13 protein-coding genes and 6 pseudogenes are annotated in these 21,760 nt (G+C 70.6%); 9 read left to right on the top strand and 10 right to left on the bottom strand.

Annotated features, from left to right (window positions below; all coding sequences use genetic code 11):
- Positions 1 to 418: 418 nt before the first annotated feature.
- On the top strand, positions 419 to 1,693 hold the full coding sequence (locus ACZ418_RS37950; RefSeq protein ID WP_468372108.1) for an APC family permease: 1,275 nt from the start codon (positions 419 to 421) through the stop codon (positions 1,691 to 1,693).
- A gap of 86 nt (positions 1,694 to 1,779) precedes the next feature.
- Here the strand turns inward: ACZ418_RS37950 and ACZ418_RS37945 are convergent, their stop codons facing one another.
- A complete protein-coding gene (locus tag ACZ418_RS37945; RefSeq protein ID WP_468372106.1) occupies positions 1,780 to 2,040 on the bottom strand; it encodes a hypothetical protein in 261 nt (86 codons plus the stop codon).
- 724 nt (positions 2,041 to 2,764) lie between these two features.
- On the opposite strand from ACZ418_RS37945, the pseudogene ACZ418_RS37940 reads away from it, so the two are divergent.
- A pseudogene (locus ACZ418_RS37940) lies at positions 2,765 to 2,959 on the top strand (integrase core domain-containing protein); the annotation flags it as partial.
- Between the two features lie 114 nt (positions 2,960 to 3,073).
- On the opposite strand, the gene mgtA reads toward ACZ418_RS37940, so the two are convergent.
- The 3 genes and pseudogenes from mgtA to ACZ418_RS37925 all read right to left on the bottom strand — a co-directional run.
- Positions 3,074 to 5,731 carry a magnesium-translocating P-type ATPase gene (gene mgtA / locus ACZ418_RS37935; RefSeq protein ID WP_468372104.1) on the bottom strand — a complete coding sequence of 886 codons (2,658 nt, stop codon included), beginning with the start codon at positions 5,729 to 5,731 and terminating at the stop codon, positions 3,074 to 3,076.
- 543 nt (positions 5,732 to 6,274) lie between these two features.
- Entirely contained in the window at positions 6,275 to 6,451 is a 177-nt protein-coding gene (locus ACZ418_RS37930) for a hypothetical protein (RefSeq protein ID WP_468372308.1), read from the bottom strand.
- Positions 6,452 to 6,554: 103 nt separating this feature from the next.
- Positions 6,555 to 6,743 (bottom strand): annotated as a pseudogene (locus ACZ418_RS37925) (diacylglycerol kinase family protein); the annotation flags it as partial.
- Between the two features lie 197 nt (positions 6,744 to 6,940).
- Between ACZ418_RS37925 and ACZ418_RS37920 the strand changes: the two are divergent.
- Both ACZ418_RS37920 and ACZ418_RS37915 read left to right on the top strand, forming a co-directional pair.
- Positions 6,941 to 7,735 (top strand): annotated as a pseudogene (locus tag ACZ418_RS37920) (transposase); the annotation flags it as partial.
- Positions 7,736 to 8,196: 461 nt separating this feature from the next.
- Positions 8,197 to 8,551: pseudogene (locus tag ACZ418_RS37915) on the top strand (DNA polymerase III subunit alpha); the annotation flags it as partial.
- Between the two features lie 139 nt (positions 8,552 to 8,690).
- Here the strand turns inward: ACZ418_RS37915 and ACZ418_RS37910 are convergent.
- The 5 genes and pseudogenes from ACZ418_RS37910 to ACZ418_RS37890 all read right to left on the bottom strand — a co-directional run bounded on the left by ACZ418_RS37910 (position 8,691) and on the right by ACZ418_RS37890 (position 12,493).
- Positions 8,691 to 9,311 (bottom strand): LysE family translocator, encoded by a 621-nt coding sequence (locus tag ACZ418_RS37910; protein ID WP_468372102.1) that lies wholly within the window; start codon positions 9,309 to 9,311, stop codon positions 8,691 to 8,693.
- 66 nt (positions 9,312 to 9,377) lie between these two features.
- A pseudogene (locus ACZ418_RS37905) lies at positions 9,378 to 10,209 on the bottom strand (transposase).
- Positions 10,210 to 10,373: 164 nt separating this feature from the next.
- On the bottom strand, positions 10,374 to 10,667 hold the full coding sequence (locus ACZ418_RS37900) for a DUF1330 domain-containing protein (protein ID WP_152886307.1): 294 nt from the start codon (positions 10,665 to 10,667) through the stop codon (positions 10,374 to 10,376).
- Positions 10,668 to 10,700: 33 nt separating this feature from the next.
- Positions 10,701 to 12,134 (bottom strand): MFS transporter, encoded by a 1,434-nt coding sequence (locus ACZ418_RS37895; protein ID WP_468372099.1) that lies wholly within the window; start codon positions 12,132 to 12,134, stop codon positions 10,701 to 10,703.
- A complete protein-coding gene (locus tag ACZ418_RS37890) occupies positions 12,131 to 12,493 on the bottom strand; it encodes a MarR family winged helix-turn-helix transcriptional regulator (RefSeq protein ID WP_468372291.1) in 363 nt (120 codons plus the stop codon). The genes ACZ418_RS37895 and ACZ418_RS37890 overlap by 4 nt, the downstream gene beginning before the upstream one ends.
- A 496-nt stretch (positions 12,494 to 12,989) precedes the next feature.
- Between ACZ418_RS37890 and ACZ418_RS37885 the strand changes: the two are divergent.
- The 5 genes and pseudogenes from ACZ418_RS37885 to ACZ418_RS37865 form a co-directional block, all read left to right on the top strand.
- A pseudogene (locus ACZ418_RS37885) lies at positions 12,990 to 13,154 on the top strand (hypothetical protein); the annotation flags it as partial.
- Positions 13,155 to 13,871: 717 nt separating this feature from the next.
- Positions 13,872 to 17,948, top strand: coding sequence for a GTPase (locus tag ACZ418_RS37880; protein WP_468372096.1), 4,077 nt, complete (start codon positions 13,872 to 13,874; stop codon positions 17,946 to 17,948).
- On the top strand, positions 17,945 to 19,825 hold the full coding sequence (locus ACZ418_RS37875; RefSeq protein WP_468372093.1) for a GTPase domain-containing protein: 1,881 nt from the start codon (positions 17,945 to 17,947) through the stop codon (positions 19,823 to 19,825). Before ACZ418_RS37880 ends, ACZ418_RS37875 begins: the two co-directional genes overlap by 4 nt.
- 391 nt (positions 19,826 to 20,216) lie before the next feature.
- Positions 20,217 to 21,023, top strand: coding sequence for a hypothetical protein (locus tag ACZ418_RS37870; protein WP_468372091.1), 807 nt, complete (start codon positions 20,217 to 20,219; stop codon positions 21,021 to 21,023).
- Entirely contained in the window at positions 21,016 to 21,315 is a 300-nt protein-coding gene (locus ACZ418_RS37865) for a hypothetical protein (protein ID WP_468372088.1), read from the top strand. The genes ACZ418_RS37870 and ACZ418_RS37865 overlap by 8 nt, the downstream gene beginning before the upstream one ends.
- Before the next feature lie 144 nt (positions 21,316 to 21,459).
- Here the strand turns inward: ACZ418_RS37865 and ACZ418_RS37860 are convergent, their stop codons facing one another.
- The gene (locus ACZ418_RS37860; RefSeq protein WP_468372086.1) at positions 21,460 to 21,648 is read right to left on the bottom strand and encodes a hypothetical protein; all 189 of its coding nucleotides are present in this window, start codon (positions 21,646 to 21,648) and stop codon (positions 21,460 to 21,462) included.
- Positions 21,649 to 21,760: the final 112 nt, after the last annotated feature.

The raw sequence follows: 21,760 nt of genomic DNA, 5'->3' as shown, positions 1-21,760 counted from the left end.
CAACGTTTCGGAGGGCTGAACGGGCGCGCATGGTCCTGCAACCCGATCACCTCCTCACGTCATCAAGGTCGATCGCCAGCTACAGCCTGCCGGGACCCGATCCACGCCGCAACTCAGGCATCGCGGTCACAGACCCGGGTCGCAAATGGCGGTAGCGCGCGCAGCTGCAGTCACACCGGGCCGGGGACTGGAAGCGGAAAGCCGGCAGACGCATGCAGGCACTGCCACCGTCAGCAGGCGCAGGCGGGTCAGCGGCACCACGCCCGGCCGGCTCGTGTCCGGCTCGTGACCGTCTCCGGGAGCGAGGACAACTCCCGTCGGATCTTCGGGAGTCGAGGATCACGACGCGCGCGACCTGCTGTTCATCCCCGACAGGTATCGTCTCGCGGTCCCGGATGTCGGCAGATGGTGGTGTGGAGTGAGTCAGGCGTCGCAGGGCGGTGGAGCCGCTGGGCTGGAGCGGAGGCTGGGCGTTTTCGATGCCGTCGTCATCGGGCTCGGCTCGATGATCGGTGCGGGGGTCTTCGCCGCCCTGGCGCCGGCCGCTCGGGCGGCGGGCTCGGCACTGCTCGTGGGGCTGGCCGTCGCCGCCGTGGTGGCGTACTGCAACGCCACCTCCTCGGCCCGGCTGGCGGCACGCTATCCGCAGTCCGGTGGGACGTACGTGTACGGCCGTGAGCGGCTGGGCGAGTTCTGGGGCTACCTCGCCGGCTGGGGCTTCGTGGTGGGCAAGACCGCTTCGTGCGCGGCGATGGCGCTCACCGTGGGGTCGTATGTGTGGCCGGGGCAGGCGCACGCCGTAGCGGTCGCTGCCGTGGTGGCGCTGACCGCGGTGAACTACGTGGGTGTGCAGAAGGCTGCGTGGCTGACGCGGGCGATCGTCGCCGTGGTCCTGGCCGTGCTGGCTGCCGTGGTGGTGGCCTGCCTGACCTCCGGTAACGCTCAGGCGGGGAGGCTGGACATCGGGTCGGACGCCTCCGTCACCGGGGTGTTGCAGGCGGCCGGGCTTCTGTTCTTCGCCTTTGCCGGGTACGCGCGGATCGCGACCCTGGGCGAAGAGGTGCGGGACCCGGCCCGCGCCATTCCCCGGGCCATTCCCCTGGCCCTGGGTATCACGCTGAGCATGTACGCGGCGGTCGCCGTGTCCGTGCTGGCGGTCCTCGGCCCGAACGGGCTGGCGCGAGAGAGTGCGCCGCTGGCCGAGGCGGTACGGCAGGCCGGGCTGCCGGGGTTGGTCCCGGTGGTTCGGGTCGGAGCGGCGGTGGCGGCGCTCGGGTCGTTGCTCGCGCTGATCCTGGGCGTCTCGCGGACCACGCTGGCCATGTCCCGGGATCACCACCTGCCGCATGCTCTGTCCGCCGTGCATCCACGGTTCAAGGTGCCCTATCGAGCGGAGTTGCTGGTGGGCACGGTGGTGGTGATCCTGGCCGCCACCGCGGACGTGCGCGGCGCGATCGGATTCTCGTCGTTCGGCGTACTCGCCTACTACGCCGTGGCGAACGCCTCCGCCTGGACCCTGACTCAGGAGGAGAACCGGCCGCCGCGCATCATCCCCGCGGTCGGGCTGGCCGGCTGCCTGGTCCTGGCCTTCACCCTGCCCGCGACGTCGGTGGCGTGGGGAGCGGCGGTGCTCGCCCTCGGAGCGGCGGCCTACGGCGTACGTCGGCGCCTTACGGCACGACAGGTGTCGTGACGCCCGGCTCATGAACGCTGGTTGTGCGAGGGTTCCGCCCTTCGCTGACCCGACGGTATGGCGTGTCTCGTTCTCGGCGCCGTCGATCAGCCGGGTACAGCGAGCCGGGAGGCATGCCGGGTGATGCGCCTGGCGACGAACTCCGTCCCTGCCACGAACCGCATCATCGGGCCGGACACCGGGGCGGCGAGCGAACCGTTGAAGTGCAGGCCCGGCACCGATGACTCGAGCGATGCGTACAGTTGGGGTGCCTTCGAGCCACGGACACAGGTCAGGGCGGCGCGCACCGCGCGCGACAGGAACGGGACCGCGTCCAGGTCGAGGCGATGGCCGGTGGCCGCGAGCACGGGTCCACGGCGAGCGTCGCCACCCCGCCCTGCCCGGCGAGTTCCAGAGGTACTCCGGGACCCTCCGCTTCCGCGCGGGTGACGTGCATCCCCCTGCTGATGGTGCTCCACGCCGATTTCGGCGTGCTCGGCTTGGGCGGCGAACCGCGCACGGAATGGCTGCGTGACAGCGGACTGGCCATCTCCGACGGAGTGCTGTGCGCTCCCACCTGTCACGTGCTCGACCGCTGGGTCCACCGGCACCGTATGGATGCGGTGGGCGTGTTCGGCCCCTGGCGAGAGCCCGGGGGACCGGGAACGCAGTGCCGGGTGACCGCGGCGAGGCGCGCTGTGCCGGCCCAACTCGTCGCGTACCTTCGGCATCCGAACCCTCACGCTGCCTGGCGGGAGTGATGGCCGATGTCAGCTGCTCCCGCACGCTGGTCATGGCAAGGCTGGACGGATGCGCGTCGACGCGTGCCCGGGAGCGGACGACGGCTGCCCGGTACAGTCTCTGTGAGCTGATCGGAGCCGGGGGCGGCATGAGTTGTTCAATCAGCGAGATCGCAGTCGCGGCTCTGGGCATCGGGGGCACACTCGTGTCAGCCCTGCTCACGCAGCGCAACTGCGCCGCGGCTGGCCGACAGGAGGCGGAGCTGGAATCCGGCTCATCAACTCTGGACTTGGCCGGCGGTCATCGTCGAGAGCACGCTCACCGTCGATGACGAAGTGATGGGGGCCTGATCAGGCCCTGCGCCGTGAACTCCTCGACGGCCACGATCCCTTCGTCGACCTTGCGACTGCGCAAACGGTGGTGGATGCGTGGCTGGAGGACTACAACCGGATGCGGCCTCACCAGGCATGGGGCATGGCCGTCCCGGCCAGCCGGTTCGTTCCCGGGCCGCTGGCGTCGCGGACGGCCGCTGCTGTCGAGGACCCGGACGTCGAGCCCGCCGTCGAGTGCGTCGGCCGTAGAGGCTCGACCGGCCGAAAATCGGGGTTCGAGAAGTCGGCGAGTGGAGTGACGCGGTGATGCCCGTCGAGTGTGGACCGTTCACCGGCGGACGGCGGGGGCTCGCGGGTGTGGCAGTCGGGTGATGGTGCTGAACCGTGCTGCGCGGCGGCGTAGGTGCCGGTGGCCGAGGGCAGGTTCTGGGCGCGCCGGTGGCCGCGTCCTCCGGTAGAAGACCTGCTTGCCCAGCTCGACGAGGAGGAGGTAGACGACGACCATGGCCGCCACCGTGGCGAAGAAGGCGGTCGGCAGGGGGGCGAATCCGAGGACGTGGGCCAGGGGGGTGGCCGGCAGGGCGGCGCCCAGGGCGACGACTCCCAGTGCGGTCAGTGTCAGGGGCTGGCTGGGGCGGCTGTGCCAGAAGGGGGTGCGGCGGGTGCGGATGGCGAAGATGACCAGGGTTTGTGTGGCGAGGGACTCCACGAACCAGCCGGTGTGGAACTGGGCGGCGTCGGCGTGGAAGACGCCCAGCATCACGGCGAAGGTGACGAAGTCGAACAGGGAGCTGATCGGTCCGAAGCAGATCATGAAGCGCCGGATGAAGGCGATGTCCCAGTGCGCGGGCCGCCGCACCTGCTCCTCGTCGACCTCGTCGGTGGGGATGGCGAGCTGGCTGGTGTCGTACAGCAGGTTGTTGAGCAGGATCTGAGAGGGCAGCATCGGCAGGAACGGCAGGAAGAGTGAGGCTCCGGCCGCGCTGAACATGTTGCCGAAGTTGCTCGAGGTGCCCATCAAGACGTACTTGATGGTGTTGGCGAAGATGCGCCGTCCCTCGGCGACTCCATCGGCCAGGACTCCGAGGTCCTTCTCCAGCAGGATCACGTCGGCCGCGTCCTTCGCCACGTCGGTGGCCGAGTCCACCGAGATGCCCACGTCGGCGGCGTGCAGCGCGAGGGCGTCGTTGACACCGTCGCCGAGGAAGGCGACGTCGCCGCCGGTCTTCCGCTGGATACGGACGATGCGGGCTTTGTGCTCGGGGCTGACCCGGGCGAAGACGGTCGTGCGGCCGATGGCGTCGGTGAGCCGCTCGTCGTCCATGGCGTCCAGGTCGGTCCCGGTCAGCACGGCGGCGTCCGTCAAACCCAGGTCGTGGCAGACCTTGGCGGCGACTGCGGGGTTGTCCCCGGTGACGATCTTCACCGTGATGCCGAGCGCGTTCAGCCGCTTCAGGGCCTCGGCCGCGTCGGGTTTGGGCGGGTCGAGGAAGACCAGCAGTCCAGTCAGGCGCAGGTTGTGTTCGTCGGCAGCAGCAGGTGCGGTACCCGCCTCGGCGGGACGGGTCGCCACCGCGACGACGCGGTTCCCGGCGGCGAACTCAGCTTCCAGGGCCTGACGGGTGGGCCCAGGCACCTGCACGCAGCGTTCCAGTACCGTCTCCGGAGCGCCTTTGGTGATCAGCACGGTGTCACCGGCGGTATCGGTGACGGTGACGGAGACCATCCGCCGCTCGTGGTCGAAGGGCAGGACGCCGGTCCGCGTCCAGCCGCTCAGCGACGAGCGCTGGGCGGCCGCGGCCGGGGAGTTCCACAGAGCGTCGTCGAGCGGGTTTCCGCCCACGGGCCGGCCCTGGTCGTCCACGTCCGTCTCGGTGCACAGCAGGCCGAAGCGCAGCATTTCTTCCGCAGACGCACCGGCGACGGGTACGGCCCGCATGAAGTCGATACGTCCCTGGGTGAGTGTTCCGGTCTTGTCGGTGAACAGCACATCGACGTCGCCGAGGTCCTCGATACATACCAGCCGCTTGACCAGCACCTTGCGTCGGCTCATCCGCCGCGAGCCGGCGGCGAGGCTGGTGGAGACCACGGCGGGCAGCAGCTGCGGAGTGATGCCGACCGCGATGGCCAGGGAGAACAGCAGGGCGTCGATCAGCGGCTTGTGCAGTGCGACGTTGATGATGAAGATCGACGTGGTCAGTGCCCCGGCGACGTAGACCAAGAGCATGGAGAAGCGGCGCAGCCCCACCTGGAACTCGGTCTCCAGTTGGTGTCCGCTCAGACCGGCGGCGATCTTCCCGAACTCGGCCTCGGCGCCGGTGGCGACCACGACACCGCGGCCGCTTCCGCAGTGCACCACGGTGCCCATCAGAGCGCAGCCGGTCAGATCCGCCAGTGCCGTGCCGGCCGGCACGGCAGAGGTGTCCTTCGCGACCGGCAGTGACTCACCGGTCAGCACCGACTCGCTGCACTCCAGCCCCGCGGTCGCCAGCAACCGCAGATCTGCGGGCACGATGTCGCCGAGCCGCAACTCGACCACATCGCCCGGGACCAGGGCGGTGACCTCCACCTCCTGTGGTCGCCCGTCACGCAGTACGACCGCCTGGTGCCGGATCTTCGCGTGCAGCGACTGGGCGGTCTTCTCCGCCCGGACCTCGTTGACGAAACCCAGACCGACGGAGAGCGCCACGATCACCCCGATGATCACTGCGTCGCTGCGCTCCCCGACGAAGTACGACACCACGGCCGCGGCCAGAAGGAGGCCGAGCAGCGGGGACCGCACTTGATGCCACAGCACCAGCCACGTCCGGGCCCGGTGGGAGTGGACGGCGTTCGGTCCCCAGCGCTTCAGCCGCCGTGCTGCCTCCTCCGACGAGAGGCCGTCGGCGGTCACCTCGAGATCACGGAGCACCTGCGCAGTGGGCAGGGCGGCCGCCGAGACGGCACGCCCCCCGGCCACCGGCCTCGCCCCGACAGTGGTCACCATCAGCGACCACCGGCCGGGCTTCTGCCCTCCCACACAGGGGAACGCGTCGGCACAGGGCCGGACGAACGTCTGGCAGTGCTGAGCGGGCGGGGGAACGGCCCAGTACACGGACTATCTGGCAGTGGCCTCACACTCCCACCTTCCACCCTTCGCCGCTCACGCCCCCATGGGTCATTCGGGCCCTGTCTGGGGGACCTGCTGCCCATCGTTCGGCGTGCTCCGGTCAGTCGCTGTGACGGCCAGGAGAGCGCCCGACGGGTGAGGCAGCCCGCTGGACGACGGCCCATCCCGGCGGTCGCCATCCGCTGGGTACGACGTCCGGCTGATGGCGGGGAACCCATACCCGCAGCGTCCGGGACTGATCCGGCACCGCACGGGAGTCCGCAGGGTGACGGCTTCGCCGTCCAGCCCGACGGGGACGACCGGGGCATCGGCGTGAATGACGAGGTCGTCGGGTGTCGCCAGCCGGCTAGGCCCGAGAATCTGCCCGCTTCGCAGCCTGGCGGCCGTTTCGGCGGGCGTCTTCGCCCTGGCGGCCAGTACTCACAGGAGCCCGGAGCCGAGCTGCGCACGCCTGTCGAGCCCGGCCGGGTCGTCGACCTGGTAGGGATTGCTGCTCACCAGCACGGCATCCGGCCGGTCCACAGTGAGCAGCCCGGCGCGTACCGCCAGCTCCGGGCCCCCGTGGCGGGCCAGGAATTCCGGGAGGATCCGTACCATCGTGCCGATCTTGGCCTCCCGGGTCCTGCACCAGGGCGGCATACGCTCCGAACGACACGCTGTTGACGAACGCCCGCTCGCCCGCGCACCCGAGATTCACGCACAGCTCGGCGCCGTCCGACAGGGCCTCCAGTGCGGCCGAAGGGTCTTCGCGGTCCAGGCCGAGGTCCATCGCGAAGTGGTTGCTGGTACCCGCCGGAACGACCAAGAAAGGCAGGCCGCTCTCCTCGGCCACAAGTGCCTGCGGGCCGTCTCCTCCGGTCACCCCCAGCAGAGCCGCACCGTCATCCACCGCGCTTGGCGCACGGGGCGGGCTTCGTGCTGACCAGCCTGGCTTCGTGCCGTCGTGGAGGGCTGCACGCCGAGAGGAAGACGGATGACCCCGGATCGCCCTCGGCCCCCAGCGCGGTAGCCAGGCCCCACCCAGCAACGGCGTCACGCCGATGCGGCGCCGGACGCGTCCACGGGAGGCGGCAGAGTGTGCAGGCGTTTGCGACCTGGAGCCTGGTCAAACTGGCTGACTTCCTGGTCGCCGAGGGGGTGGTCGATGACATCAGCCACGAGGGCCTGCGCATCCTGCTCCGCGAGGAAGGCGTCACCTTTCAACGCCTGAAGACCTGGAAGACCTCCCGCGACCCCGATTACGCGGTCAAGAAGGCCCGCGTCGAGCACCTCTACGCCATCGCCGACGGCGAGGTCCTGCCTGAGCCGGGCGAACCCGAAGTTGTGTTCTGCCTGGACGAATTCGGGCCGCTCAACCTCCAGCCCCACCCCGGCCGCCAGTGGGCCGCACGTGGCGGCAGGCACAAGGAATCCGACCGCGAACCGCGCCCGCGTCGCCGCGCGACCTACACCCGCCCGCACGGGGTCCGGCACCTGTTCGCCGCCTACGACCTGGACAAAGACCAGCTCTACGGCCACATCAAGAAGACCAAGGACCGCTTCAAGTTCCTGGAGTTCTGCCGCTACCTGCGCTCCCTCCACCCGGTCGGCAAGCGCATCGCGGTCATCTGCGACAACTACTCCCCGCATCTGACCACCAAGCGCTGCCACCGTGTCGCGGACTGGGCCGAGGCCAACAACGTCGAGATCGCCTACACGCCGACCAACAGCTCCTGGCTCAACCGCATCGAGGCCCAGTTCACCGCCCTGCGCTACTTCGCCCTCGACGGCACCGACCACCCCACCCACAAGGTCCAGGGCAGCATGATCCGCCGCTACATCATCTGGCGGAACAAGAACGCTGCCGACAAGCGCCTCAAAGCCCTCGTGAACCGGGTCAATGAGCCTGACCTGCACGTCACCACCGGTGCAGGAAGCTCCGGACGTCGTCATAGCCGTCCAGGGCCCGACCATCCACGTCCGTCGGGTCCGCCTCGGCCCGCGCCGCCAGCGCCTCCGCCAGTGCCAGGGCTTCATCACTGAGACGCCCGAAGCGTCGGGCGGCGTGTCCCAGGCACAGGCCGGCCAGCCCGAGCAGCGGACTTCCCGGCACAGCCCGCGTCCCGATCTGCACGCACCAGTGCTCGACGAACTCTGCGTCGTCGTCGTTCAACGCGGTCCCGACCAGGACACTCGCCGCCTCACCCTCAGCCGAGCGGTCGAGTAGAGCCCGCTCCAACATCTGGACCACGACCTCGTGAGGCAGCGCAGGAGGGTTCTCGAAGCTCAGATGAGAGTGCACCCCGCGAGACTACGCGGACCGCGCGATCCGCACTCGCCCGGCAAGACCAAGGCGAACGTTGCCTGATGCGGCACTAGGAATGGGCCGACCGCACTTTCCCGAGCCGTCCGTCGTGGGCGCCGGTTCGGAGCCGGGCTCGGCGATGCGGCTGCTGCGGCAGCGGTGCGAGGCCGGGATGGTTGCCCGCGGCCTGGACACGGACGGGCGCGCCGTCCGGCAGCTCAACCACGAGCTGGGCGTCATCGGCCGGCTCGGCTTCGAGGGTTACTTCCTGGCCGTGGCCCAGGTAGTCGCCGACACCGGGCGCTCGGGATCCGGGTCGCCGCGCGCGGCTCGGGCGTCGGCTCGATGGTCAACCATGCGCTGTTCGTGGCCACGGCCAACCCCTGGAGCACCGTCTCTTGTTCGAACGGTTTACCGGTCGCTTTCAGCGTGTCCGGGTCACTCGTTTGAGCTGTTTCTAAGAGCCTCCGCCAGTAGGTAGTGGCCGGAAGAACGGTTGAGCACGTTACGCCTCGGCGGTCTGGTCAGACTTGACCATGGCGTCAGCCGTCGTCAGCTCTCGATAGCCATCCGAACACCAAGAAGGACCAGCACAGTGCCGGAGACCCGCTCGAGGCGCTGGCGTACCTTGGCTCGGGAGATGATCTTCTTCATTCGGCCGACGAACCATACGTATAGTCCGTAGTAGCCGACCTCGAAGACGGCCCAGATGGCCGCCAGGCCGATCATGGTGGGCAGATGAGGGGCGCCTGCGGGCACGAACTGTGGCAGGAAGGACATCGCGAACACTGCGGCCTTGGGGTTGGCGAGGTTCAGCAGTAGGCCCGAGCGGTACGAAGCCCAGCCCGAGTGCACTGCCTGTGCATCCTGGCTCTCCTTTTCTCCCTGCTCGCCACGGGCGTCCAGCAGCGTCTTGATACCGAAGCCGACCAGAGTCACGGCACCGGCGATCCGCATGATGTCGTACGCCAACTGGGAGGCCGCGAGCAGTGCGGTGAGCCCGAGTGCCGCAATGACACCCCAAATGAAGACGCCAGTCTCATTGCCCAGCACAGTGAGGAAACCGGCACGCCGGCTGCGCAGGGACTGTCGGATGATCAGCATCGTGCTCGGGCCGGGCGAGGCCGCGATCAGGGTGCAGGCGCCGATAAAGGCGAAGAGGGTGCTCAGCATGCGCCCCATCGTGGAGTCCCGCTGCCGATCGTGTCCATATGCCCCCTTGGAGGACGGGGGGCGAGACTATCGGATGCGGTGGTTGCGGGGGCGGGTATGCCAGCGGTGGTGAACCAAGCGCGGCGGATCAGGCTGCGGACGGTGATGACGGCGGCAGCCAGGGCGAGGAAGAATGCCACGCATCGCCGGCGGCGTTCAGTGCAACGGCGAAGCTTGCCGAAGTTGTTCATCCACGAGTTCGTGCGCTCCACCACCCAGCGGTTGTTGGCCTGGATGGGCGTCTTGGCGCCTCGTTCGGAGATCTGGGCGACTACCTTCCGGGAGGCCAGGTCATCGTGGACGACGCGGTAGTCGTAGCCCGCATCCAGGCTCAGCCGGGGGTTGGGCGGCAACGGTCCGATTGTCGTCTCCAACAGGGTGAGTTGGTCTAGGGTGGCGGGCAGCAGGGTGTGGTCGGGCCTGTTTGCGGGTGCCGGCTCGGTGACCAGGGGTATAGCTGGGAACGCTTGATGCCCTGCTTGGCCCGGTCCACCGGACTCTTGCCCGCGCACTCGCCTCCAGCTGGGGACTTGGTGATGCAGCCATCGGCCGACAGGTGCTCCAGCCTCAGCCCGACCATGCGATCGTAGGCGGCCAGTGTCGCCAAGCGCAGAGTTGGCCGCCCCGGCGGCAATCCACTCGTCCCGCCGCCTGCGTATCGTGGTCGCCGAGCAGGTCTTGTCCGCGACACGCTCGTAGCCCATCCCGAAGACCAGGACAAGAATGAGCTTGTCGAAGACCACCGCATCCGGGATGCGAGGTTGTGACAGCCCAGCGGGTGCGGGTCGACATGATCTGACAGTAGCGCGAGGAACTCCTCGCGAATCGGATCGATGACGGACACGGGTACGACAGGCACGGAACCCCCGGAGATCACGAAGCATATAGAACCCCGTGATCATCAACCCCGTTGCCCCCACGCCATCACACACCCCGGACTCCACGCCTCCTGGCGAACGCTCTAAGGGCCTGACGTTCTGGTTTACCGGACGTGGAAAGCCTCCCCGCCCGACTGGACCTCGGTCAGTCGATGCCTTCGACGATGCGGAAGTCGCGTTCGACGCCGTCGGAGAGGGCGACCAGCGCCTCCTGGTAGGCCGCACTCTCGCGCGCCGCGACGGCCTGCTCGAAGCTGTCGAACTCGATCAGGACGGTGCGCTCGGCGATTCCGGCGTCATGCGCCACGACCCGACCGCCACGGACGAGGACCCGACCGCCCCCGGCCTCGACGGCCAGGCGGGCCAGCTTGTTGTAAGCAGCCAGCTTCTCAGGATCTGAAATGGTGCGGTAGACGCTGACCCAGTAGCCCTTGGGCATGGAACCTCCAGTGTTGGGATGAGTGCATCTGACTTACGGGTTGGTCTCGGACGAGCGTCGGCGGGCGAGAGCGAGGCTTGTCAGCGTCGTGATCGCCATGGCGCCGATGCCGACCAGCGCCGCGGTGGTGTAGGCGCTGTCGTCGGGGAAGAGGTGGCCGGGGCCGGTGCCCGCGGCGAGGATCAGGCCGCCGATGGCGCTGCCCAGGGAGTACCCGACGCTGCGGACGACGTAGTTGAAGCTCATGGCGCTCGACGTCTCGCCCTTGGGGGTGACGGCCAGGATGACGCCGGGCATCGCGGCCGAGAAGCCGCCGACGCCGAAGCCGAGCACGCCCATCGCCGCGAACAGTTCGGCCAGGTCCGACCGGGCCGCCGCGAACAGGGCGAACCCGCCGCCGACCACGACGGCGCTGCCGGCCAGGAGCAGGGGGTCGGCGATCCGCTTCCGGACCCGCGGCGTGAGCTTGCCGGCGACGAACCCCAGCACCGAGAACGGGATGAGGACCAGCCCGGCGACGAAGGTCGTCAGCCCGAAGCCGTAGCCGGCGCCGTGCGGCGTCTGCGCGTACCGGGTGATGAGCGTGAGCAGGAGGTACATGCCGATCCCGCCGACGAACATGGCGAGGTTCGCCCCGGCGACCGCCGGGTGCCGCACCGCCCGCACATCGACCAGGGGCGTCGTGCTGCGCAGCTCGATGACGGCCCAGACGCAGAGCAGCGCCACCGCGACGACGGCGAGGCCCGCCGCCACGGCGAGGTGCCGGCTCCACAGATTCCGTTCGCCGGCGAGGAACAGCACCAGGAGCAGCGCAGCGGCCAGGACGACCGCGCCTGCCACGTCCACGTGGGCGGAGCGGCCTTCGGGGGCTTCGGGCATGGAGCGCCACGCGGTCAGGAGAGCGGCGGCGGTGACGACCAGGCCGAGGCCGTAGGCGGCCCGTACCCCGCCGAGTTCGGCGAGCAGTGCGGCCAGCGGGTAGCCGACGCCGGCCCCGATGATCGAGACCACCGAGATCAGGGCGATCACGGCCGCGCTGCGCTCCTCGGGGAGGTGGTCCCGGGCCACGCCCATCATCAGCGCCGTCAGCCCGAGCCCGACGCCCTGGGCCGCCCTGCCGGCCAGCAGCCACGCGAACGGCAGCGGCAGCACGGTGAGTGCGCTGCCGGCGACGACGACCGCCAGCGTGGCGAGGATCGTGGCCCGCCGGTGCGGGCCGGCTCCGAGCCGGCCCAGGACCGGCGTGGCGACGGCGCCGCTGAGCAGCGCGACGGTCAGCGTCCACTGCGCGCTGCCGAGCGAGACGTGGAACGAGGTCGCCACGCTGGTGATGAGCGGCGCCCCGAGGCTGGCGACCGCCGCCACGACCAGAGCGATGAACATCAGGGCGGGGACCAGCAGCCGCGGCTCGGAACGCGCCACCGGGAACGCCTTCACTGCGACCCCGCCGACCGGCTGCCCGGTCACTGCTTCGGCCCTTCGCGGTCCTGGCTTTCGAGCTCTGCCAGATGCTTCAGCGCCGGAAGGGCCGCCACCAGCGCCTCGATCTCGTCGCCGGTGAGCTCGCCGATCAACCGCTCGAACGCGTGGACGCCCGCCTGGCGCCGTGTCCGGACATAGGAGGCGCCGGCCTCGGTCAGGCACACCAGCGTGACCCGCTTGTCGGACGGGTCGCCCCGCCGCTCGACCAGGCCGGACTCCTCCATCACCCGGACCAGGGCGGTCATCGCGGGCTGGGTGACGCCCTCGACCGCGGCCAGATCGGTGATGCGCCGCGGGCCGGTCCGGTCCAGGGTGGCCAGGGTGGCGGCGGACGTCAGGCTCATGTCCCGGGGCAGGCGTCTCGCGGCCCTGGTGGCCAGGCCGTAGAGGGCTGCCCCGATGGCGGCGGACGCGCCAGGAGCGGTGTCTTGACGACTCATGCTCGAAGCATAGCATTTTTATATTCACAGTTTATGGAAATGGTCGACTGGCGCGGGTCTGGCGGCCGCGATCCCCGGAGCCCGGCTTCCCGAGACGGCTGAGTATCTGGGCATCGATATCCCCGATCTGCGCGAGCAGATTTCGGCGTACGCGCCGACCCCGCTACGGCACAAGACAGGCTTGACTACCGGGAAAGCCGGAGCAGGCGTTGCAACCGCCGGTCCACTGCAGCGCTGAGCTGTAACTCAACTGGCCAGCCACGTATATGAGGACACGAGCCACAGCGGTCAGCGGTCAGTTCTCAACAGCGTCCACAAGAGCACCGACGCACGTCACGGACACGACCGCGACACATCACCCCAGTTCAACAGCGAACCGCACGTTTCAGTGGTCGGTGAAGAACGGTTCCTCAGCGAGCGGCGCACGTCGCTGCCGGACATCGACCTGGACGTGGAGTCCGAGCGGCGCCTGGAGGTCTACGACAAGATCATTGAACGGTTCGGGCGCGAGCGGACCGCCGTCACCGGCATGCCCGAGACCTACCGAGCCCGACACGCCCTGCGCTTCCCTGTCAAGTTCAGCATGTTGAGCTAGAACGACGCTCCGCGCCCGCCTGCTGGCCGACATCGCCCCCATCGTCATCAGGGCCAACGTTCTGTCTCTCGTCCCGGGGGTACGTCGAGGTGGAACATGTCATCGAGGAACCGCTGGAGCAGGGTTCAGACGTGCTCACAGGTCGTCCGTCCCGAAGTGCGGGTGGTGGCACCGCCCGCTGCTTCGCGGTGAGGCCACCCCCATCGGGATACCGCATGACACCGGGATACACCCACCAGCGAGATCACCGTCACCCTGGGCCGAAAACCTCAGTAGCCATGCTCACCTCCGCCGTTCGAAGAGGCGGAGGATGCGGAAGGCCAGGAGGCGTGCATCGCGCCGTCGCTCCGGGCGTCTCGAACGTACGGCAGGCAGAAAGCTGCCTCCCAGCACGATCAGCGTAGGGCGAGCAGTGCGAACCCCGCTTGCTCCGCCGCCGGACGCAGTCTGGCTGGGCGGGGGCGGCACGGCGCGCATGGCGCCCGCGGAGTCAAGACAACGACGTCGACGCGAAACCGTGTCGCCGCCACTGACCAAAACAGGCGTAACCGCAGAACGCGGGCGTGTCCAGTAGCTCGCGCATATGTCGAAAAAGCCTCCCGAGAGGGTCGTTTTTCTGCCACGATTGTCCCGCGTTGCCCGGCCTTCGGTAGGGCGACGGGCGGGTACGGAGCGGGGGAGGCTCTGGTGGGGGCGGAAAATCTGGAGCGCGCTGTCGCGGAGGCGATCGAACGGAGCCGTCCGGTCGCAGTGGATCTGCGACGCGAGATCAACGGGCTCGTCGACGGGCTCATGCAGGGGGTCGGGCACGAACTGTCCGGCGAGTCGGCCACGACGGCGCGATCCGTCTTAGAAGCGTCGTCCCCTCCCGGCCCTGACGCGCTCCGCGCGTACGCCCACGACGTAGTGCGGGCCGTCGTCCGCGAGTTGGAGGATCTGACGCGGCGCCGGCTCGGTGACGAACTCGGGACGTTCAACCTCGTCCTGTTCGGCCGCACCGGTACCGGCAAGAGCAGCCTGACAGAGGCGCTGACCCAGGGGTTCGGCGGCTCGATCTCTCCCGACGGCGCGTCCGACTGGACCACCGACGTCAATCCGGGCCAGTGGCGCGGCTGCCGCGTCGTCGACACCCCGGGCACCAACGGCTGGGGGCGGACGAAGTCGCGCTCGGAGCTGGAGGAGACCGCTCGTGAGGCACTGGTCTCCGCGGATGTGGTGATCCTCTGCTTCGACAGCCAGAGCCAGCAGGACGGGGAGTTCGCCAAGGTGGCCGACTGGATCGCCGACTACGGCAAGCCGGTGGTAGCCGTCCTCAACAACCGCAGCTCGATGTGGCGCTTCCCCACCCGTGTGCCGCAGCAGGAGATCCGTCGCAGGCTCTCCCGCTCCGTCGCCGAGCACGCCGAGAACATCCGAGACGAACTCGCCCGGATCGGCCTGCACGACGTCCCGGTCGTGGCCCTCAACACCAAGCGGGCGGTGTTCGCCCGCGCCGCCCTGCCCTACCAAGGGCCCGACCCCGAGAGCCTGTCGAAGCACCGGGCCGAGGCGGGTTCCATCGACGTCCTCCTCGACTGGTCGAACCTGCCGGCCCTCGAATCCCTGCTCGCCGCGGCCCTCGGCCGGAACGCGGTCGGTCTGCGGCTCGGCGCTCTGGTGTCCCAGATCAGCGGGGCCTGCCGGAACGCGGACGACAGGCTCCGGGTGCACGTTGAGGAGCCCGCGCTCCGGCTCGCCGAGCAGACGGAGATCGGCATCGAACGGATGCTGACGATCCTGGGCTCACCGGAATCGGCCTTCACGGACCCCGACCCCGCGGCGGACGAATCCGGCACGGCAGGCACGGAGGCGGTATCCGGTGTCGCAGGCGGCCGACCGGAACGGAACCCGCGCTGGGACGCCGGGGGGCTGCGCGCCGCCCTCGCCGAGCTGGAGCGGATGCGCGGAGGATGCTTCGAGGCACCTTCGACGGGGGAGTTCGAGCGGTACGCCGACCACGCGATCCGTGCGGCACTGGCCCCGGTGCGGGACGCGGCCCAGCGGCGCGCCGACGACGTCGTCGACCGGGCCATGGCGCGCAACGAGGTGGTGCCGGACCAGGTGTTCGCCGAGCGGGTCTTCGACACCGCGGAGATCGAAGACGCCCTGCAGGGGGCACTGAAGGCGAGCGCCGCACACCTCCGGCGCCGGGTCGGCCTCGTCGTCGAGGACGCCGCGGCGGACCTGGCTGCGGTCGCGGCCGAGCGGGCCCGGGTGGAGGGCCGGGCCGGGCGGCTCCTTCGCGGCATGAGCATCGCAGCCGGTGTGGGTGGTGCGGCGGCGGGCGTCGGCAGCGCCGCCATGGCGGCTCTCGTCGCCGCCAACATCTGGAACCCGGTCGGCTGGACCGTCGGCGGCATCCTGCTCGCCGGTGCGGCCGCGGGCCTGATCGGGCGGGCGTTCAGCGGCTGGAGCCGCCGCCGTGCCCGCCGGCGCCAGGAGGAGGCGCTGGCACGCGCCCGCGCCGACGCCCGCAAGGCCGTGGCCGCGACCTTCGAGAGGGCTCGTACGGCGGCGGCCGAGCGGGCGGGCGAGCTGGTCCGCCAGGCCTTCGCCGAGCGGGTCGGCGCCGCCGTGCAACAGGGTGTCGAACTGCGCCGCGTCGCGGAGTCCGCCGCGCACCGCCGGAAGCTGCTGCGGACTACGGCCGCGGGTCTGCCGGACCCCGCGGATCCGACGGCAGTGCTGCGCGAGACCGCCCTCGCGTGCGAGGCCGCCACCGGCCTCGCGGGGAACGCGGCGACCGCACACCTGTGGCTCGGCGAGTCCTGGTGTGCCGAGAAGCCGGGCACCGGAGAGGCACCCTCGCTGCCGTCCGAACCGGCGCAGTCCATTGCCCAGCCCGGATTCCCCGAGTGGACGCGAGGGGCGGCCGAGGGGCCGTTCGCCGTGCCCGCCCCGGGATCGGGCCGGCGCTGGCTGCGGGAGACCCGCCGCCGGCTGCGCGAGCGCACCGCCGCCGGCTCCGATGGCCGCACCCAAGCAGTCGAAGACACCGAAGCGGCCGAGGCTGCTGCCGCCGTCGACGCCGGCGTCGACGAGGTGCTGGCACAGCTCGGCAGGCTCGCGGCCGACGCCCGGCCCCGGATCCTGGTGTGCGGGGACTACAACACTGGCAAGTCCTCCTTTGTCCGGCGCCAGCTGGTGGACACCGAGACGGATCCGGATGAACTCCCCGCCGTCGCCGCCGTACCGCAGACCGCCGAGCCGACCTCGTACGAGATCGATGGCGTTGTGCTCGTCGACAACCCCGGCTTCCAGAGCGGACGGAAGGCCCACCGCGGGGCGGCGCACAGCGCGGTGCCGGACGCCGCCGCCGTCCTCTACCTGTTCCCGCCCAACCTGGTCGTGGGCAAACGCGACGACCTCGACCTTGTCCTAGACGGGGACCCGGAACGGCACCTGCAGGGGAAGCTCGACCGGACCGTCCTGATCATCAACCGTTCCGATCAGATCGGCCCCGATCCGTTCGACGCACCCGGGGAGTTCGCCCTGCGCTGCGCCCGTAAGCGCATGGAACTCGCGCAGGCCCTGGACCGGACGGCGCCGCCCGGTTCCGGGCGACCCCCGGTCGACCCGGACCGCGTCGTGTGCGTGTCCGCCGACCCCTACGGCTTCCAGGGCAGCCGCAGGGAACACTTCGACCCGCACCGCCACTGGGACGGCATGGACGTCTTTGCCGAGGCGCTGGAGGAACTGCGGCCGAGTCTGGACGCGAACGGCGTCGACGTGTCCGTACTACACGGCGGACTCGCGCGGTTCGGTGCCGTGCTGCGAAACGCCGAGGCCGAGGAGCGTGTGGCACGCGAACGGGCCGACCAGCTCGACCGGCTGCGCGCGGACGTCGCGGACCGGCTCCGCGAGGGCCTTGCCATCCGGCAGGTACGGGCCGCGCGCCTCACCGACCTGGTGGTCGAGTTCCTCGACCGCGGACTGGGGAGGGCACTGCGCAACAGCAACCCGGAGGAGCGCAAGGCGCTCGCCGAGCGCCTCGACCGGTGGACGGAGGACCCGGACCTGCAGGCGGTCGTCGAGCAGTGGTGGGCCGAATCGGCCGACGAGATCACGGTATGGCGGCGGCGCACCGCCCACTCCTTCCGCCGCCGATTGGGATCCAAGGCGTTCGCCCGGACCTTCCCGGAGACCGGCGCCGTGGAGGGCCTCCGCTTTCTGAACGGCCACCCACGCCGCGAGCGCCGCAGGAAGGCCGCCCGGGGGTTCGGCCGGGTGGGGGCGCTGATCGGGAAGGCCGCAGACGGTCCGGTGATCGGCCGGGTGGCGACGTGGCTCGGCCGGAGCCTGGAGCCGGCCACGCTCACGCGCGGGGCGGTGGTGATGGCGAGGGCGGGAATGGTCCTGCAGGTGGCCGGCAGCGTCGTTGACGTCTACACCCTGGTCCGCAATGTGCAGGAGGACCAGGAACTGGCCCGGGGGCGGCTGGCGGTGTCGATGGCCCTCCGGGAGTCCGGCGCCCGGTGGGCCGAGGTGATCACGGACGGAACCGAGGACGAGCCCGGCCTGCTGTCCGGGCTCGACGACGACTGCGAGGAACTGAGCGCCCGCGTCAAGGAGATCGACGAACGCGCGGCCGTGTACAACCGGACCACGGACGCGCTGCGGGACAGGATCGGCACCATCCGGGAAGTGATCGCCGACGCGCTCGCCCACCTGGGCCACGAGCCCGTCGGCCACTCGGCACGGCAGCACACAGAGGGGGAGCGATGAGCGAGACCGAGAGCGGGACCGCGACCTCGTCCGTCAACGGGGCGGAAACCACCGGGGAATGGATCGACCGAATCCGCGCCGCGGTGAGCACCGTCGCCGGGAAGGGCGTCACGGACGAGGTCACGGCCCTGTGGGACGAGTTCAGGGACAGCCCGGCCGTGCGGGTGACCGTCTACGGCCCCTACGACGCCGGCAAATCGAGCCTGGTCAAGCGCCTGCTGGTGGAGGACGGGACGGCCGTGCCGTCGTGGCTGACGATCGGTGCCCGCCCCGAGACCTTCGTCGTCGGCCGGGAGACCAGCGCCGGGATCGAATACGCCGACACCCCGGGCATCTCCGCGGGCCACCCCGAGCACGAGGCCGCCGCCGACAATGCGCTCGGCGTCACCGACGCCCTGCTCGTCGTGCTCCCGCCCCAGCTGGCCACCACCGGCGTGGAGCATATCCGCGCTGTGGCCACCGGCGCCCTCTTCGGGCCGAAGGCGTCGCGGCTATTCCCGGCCGGCGCACTGCTGCTGGCGGTGGGGCGGATGGACGAGGCGGGCATCGACCCGCAGGACAATCCGGACGCGTACCGGCGGCTCTGCGCCCGTAAGCGCGATGAACTGGCCCTGCTCTTGGCTCGCGGCGCGGACGACGGCCTGCCACCGGACCACGTGCCGGTCCACCTCGTCGCCGCCGACCCCTACGGTCTTGGCGTGTTCGACGGATCGACCGGGGACTGGGATGGCATCGCCGGGCTCCGCGCGGACCTGGCCGCCCTCGTTGACCGGCGCCCGGAGCTGCGCGCCGCCGCCGAGGTGCGGCTCTGGAGCCGGGTCGCGACGCAGGCGCTGGACGAGGCCGAAAACGAGCGGACGCAGACCCGGCTCGCGGCCGACGAGGCACGCCGGGAACTGGCCCAGCTCGCCGCCGTCACCACGGAGTTGGACGGCGTCGTCGCCGCCGCCCGGGCGGAACTGCGGGCCTCGGTCCACGAATTGCTCAGCTCCGCGGTCGAGAACCTGCACGGGGCGGACGAAGCCGCGATCCGGGCCGAGGCGGAGGGCGGCCTCGGCAAGGTCCTGGCCGGGTGGTCCACCCGCTGGGGCGCCGAACTCGACCGCCTGGTGCGGCAGGCGGACACCGAACTGGCCGCCCGGGCCCAGCGCGCCGCCGCGACGGCTTTCCAGCACTTCGTGGGCACGCTCACCGCCCCACCGGTCCTGCACACACCGCAGGCTGCGGCGAAGACCGGAGAGCGCAGCCTCGACCCCGTCCTGCGCGAGCTGCGCGGTCAGGTCCGCTGGGTGGTCCGCAGCCTCTACCAGAGCCACCTGGAGAAGAAACTGGGCATGTCACTCGGCCAGGCCGTGGCGGAACTGGGACAGGTGGAGAGGCTCGCTGACCAGCGGCGCAAGCTTAGTTGCTACTACCGCAGCAGCGTCGGGTTCGCCGACGCCAAGCACGTCGCGCAGGCGCGGGCCTCGCTCCAGCGAATGAAGATCTTGGACGCGGTGCTTCCGTCCGTGCTCGAACTCGGCACTCTCGTCTTCCGCGAGATCCAGGGCGCCCGCCTGGAGGCCCGGGAGGCGGAGCGGCGCAGCGAACTCCGTGGCAGGCTCGACAAGACAGCCGACACGATCGTGGACCGCGTGCTCGGCGCCGGCGAGGACCGCCCGGACTTCGGCTGGAGCACGGCGATCGCGGAGGTCCGGACCGGTCTCGACGAACTGGCCCGGCCGCTGCGGACGATGATGGACATCCTTGACGCGCGCGGGAAGGAACTGGAGGCCGGCGCGGCCGATCTGACCACCCTACTGGAGCGGGCCCCGGCACGCTCGCACACGGCGTGGGACGGGCGGGTAGGACCGGAGGAGGAAGGGGGAGGCCGATGACACCGGGGGAAGCGGGATGGGACGGCCCCGGGGGATACGAGGCCGCCTGGCGCGTGGTGCGCTCTGATGAGAACCTTTGACATCGGCCAGGGCCGCTCGTCGCCTCACCTGCTCCGGTCCTCAATCGAGTGGGGAGCGAGCGGAAGCGCGAGGGCCGGTCCGGAGAGGTCGGGGAGCAGCGCGGTGGTGGACACGACGCTCCGCTGGCCGGTGGTGAGCACCCGCGATGACGGCGGCCAAGTCGCTCTCACCGTGGACCGCGAGCGGATCGGTGAGCCAGGCGACCCCGGGCTGATACGGCTGACGGCTCTGCGTGTCCCGGATGCGGGAGCTGCTCTGGCGCTCCCCCGCGCGTTTGACGGGGAGCGGGAGTGGCCGAACAGTGGGAAGCGTGGAAAGGTCCGACGGGCCGTTCTGGCCCTGGTCCAGGCGATCGGCCGTGGTCTCCTCGTTCGCGCTGGTGGTCGTCCTGCTGACCCTGACGATTGTGCTGAGCGCGACGGCGGACTGGCCGAGCGAGCGGCACGAGGGCACGGTGCTCGTCATCGCGCTCATCCTCGGTCTGCTGCCTCTGATCCTGGTGGTGCTGGGCTCGCTCACCGGCGGCGGCTCGGTCGAGGTCCTGGGCGTCGCCCTGCGCTTCCCGGAGGCCCGTCCGGAGCGGCGGGAGATCTCCGTGCCGCCGCTGATGGGCCTCCGTCCGGGAGAGCCGCTCGCGGACGCCGGCACGCGGGCGGTCGTGGAAGTCCTCAAGGAGGCCGTGCACACCGAGGTGGCCGTGGTGGACCTGGCGGACGGAACCGCCTGGTGGGACACCAGGCTGCTGGTTCTCTGCGCCGGGGCCGCCCGGATCGGCCGACCCCGAGCGGTGGTCCTCACGGCCATCCTCGCGGACACCGGGCCGGGCACGTTCCTCGGCTGGGCGCCCCCGGACGAGCTGCGCGACCGGCTGCTGTCCCGACCCGAACTGCGCCGCGCGTACGACCAGGGGCGCGCTTGGCTGCGCCAGTGGGAGCTGGCGGAACCGGGCACGGGCACGGCGGCGTCTCCCGACGCACCGGCGCCGCCACGGCTCCCGTTCACGCCGGAGCCGCCGGCCACGGCCCAGCCCAGGGGGGGCCGGAGTGATCCATCGGTCGCCGGACTATACCCTCGACCCGTTCGCCCCGGAGCTGCTGTTGGCCGCCGCCATGGGTGACCTTGAAGGACGTAACCGGTACACACCGGTGGACCTCGCCGAGGCCCGGGCCGCGTTCGGCGCGGTGCTGCGGCACACCGCCGCCGAGGTAGACGCGCCTGCCGAGAGCGACGTGTTCTGGGCACGCCGGGTGCTGGACACCCGGGAGCCCTTCGTGCCGCTCGTTCGGCGCGGCCGCTACGCGGGGATGCTGCCGCGCGACAGCGCCACCAACGACGTCCTGCGCACCCTGCTCGGCTACGACGCCTCGGCCAGGGACGGGGCCCGGAAGGCCCGCAGGGCACCCGGGTAGAGCGTCCAACGACGCCTCGGAGGTCAGGTAGCCGTCGTGTCCCCGGAGCTGGCCGGCCCGGCGCCAGTCAGTCTCTTCTGGGGAATCAAGCCGAGCAACTCTGAGGACACCCGAGTGCCGGGTGGGGAGAGTCAGATATCGCCATCAAGGCAGCAGATCCACCAGCCGGCGGGTCTCGACATCGACCAGGACCGTGCCGTAGACCCGGCCCTTACGTGTGGCGTACTCATCGACACCAACCACTCGCGGGGCCGGGACTTCGGGCTCGGGCAGAGCATCGAGCAGCCGCAACACCGCGCTGCGGCTGATGGACACCCCGATAACCTGTGCCATCCGGGCACCAGCCCGGCCGGCGAGGGCGAGACCGACCGCAGTCAGCGTCGCACGCAACCGCTCGGTCCACCTGCTGTGCCTCAGGGGCAGCCCCGACATCTGCTCGGCGAAC

The organism is Streptomyces sp. NPDC030820 (genome assembly GCF_055572075.1).
The sequence above is the reverse complement of the archived record's forward strand: the minus strand, read 5'-3'. Positions and strand labels throughout refer to the sequence as shown.

Coding starts and splice junctions, on each gene's coding strand:
- mgtA (WP_468372104.1), bottom strand. CDS start 5,731: ATGGTGACCACTGTCGGGGCGAGGCCGGTGGCCGGGGGGCGTGCCGTC.
- ACZ418_RS37930 (WP_468372308.1), bottom strand. CDS start 6,451: ATGGTACGGATCCTCCCGGAATTCCTGGCCCGCCACGGGGGCCCGGAG.
- ACZ418_RS37910 (WP_468372102.1), bottom strand. CDS start 9,311: ATGCTGAGCACCCTCTTCGCCTTTATCGGCGCCTGCACCCTGATCGCG.
- ACZ418_RS37900 (WP_152886307.1), bottom strand. CDS start 10,667: ATGCCCAAGGGCTACTGGGTCAGCGTCTACCGCACCATTTCAGATCCT.
- ACZ418_RS37890 (WP_468372291.1), bottom strand. CDS start 12,493: ATGAGCCTGACGTCCGCCGCCACCCTGGCCACCCTGGACCGGACCGGC.
- ACZ418_RS37875 (WP_468372093.1), top strand. CDS start 17,945: ATGAGCGAGACCGAGAGCGGGACCGCGACCTCGTCCGTCAACGGGGCG.
- ACZ418_RS37865 (WP_468372088.1), top strand. CDS start 21,016: ATGGGTGACCTTGAAGGACGTAACCGGTACACACCGGTGGACCTCGCC.
- ACZ418_RS37860 (WP_468372086.1), bottom strand. CDS start 21,648: ATGGCACAGGTTATCGGGGTGTCCATCAGCCGCAGCGCGGTGTTGCGG.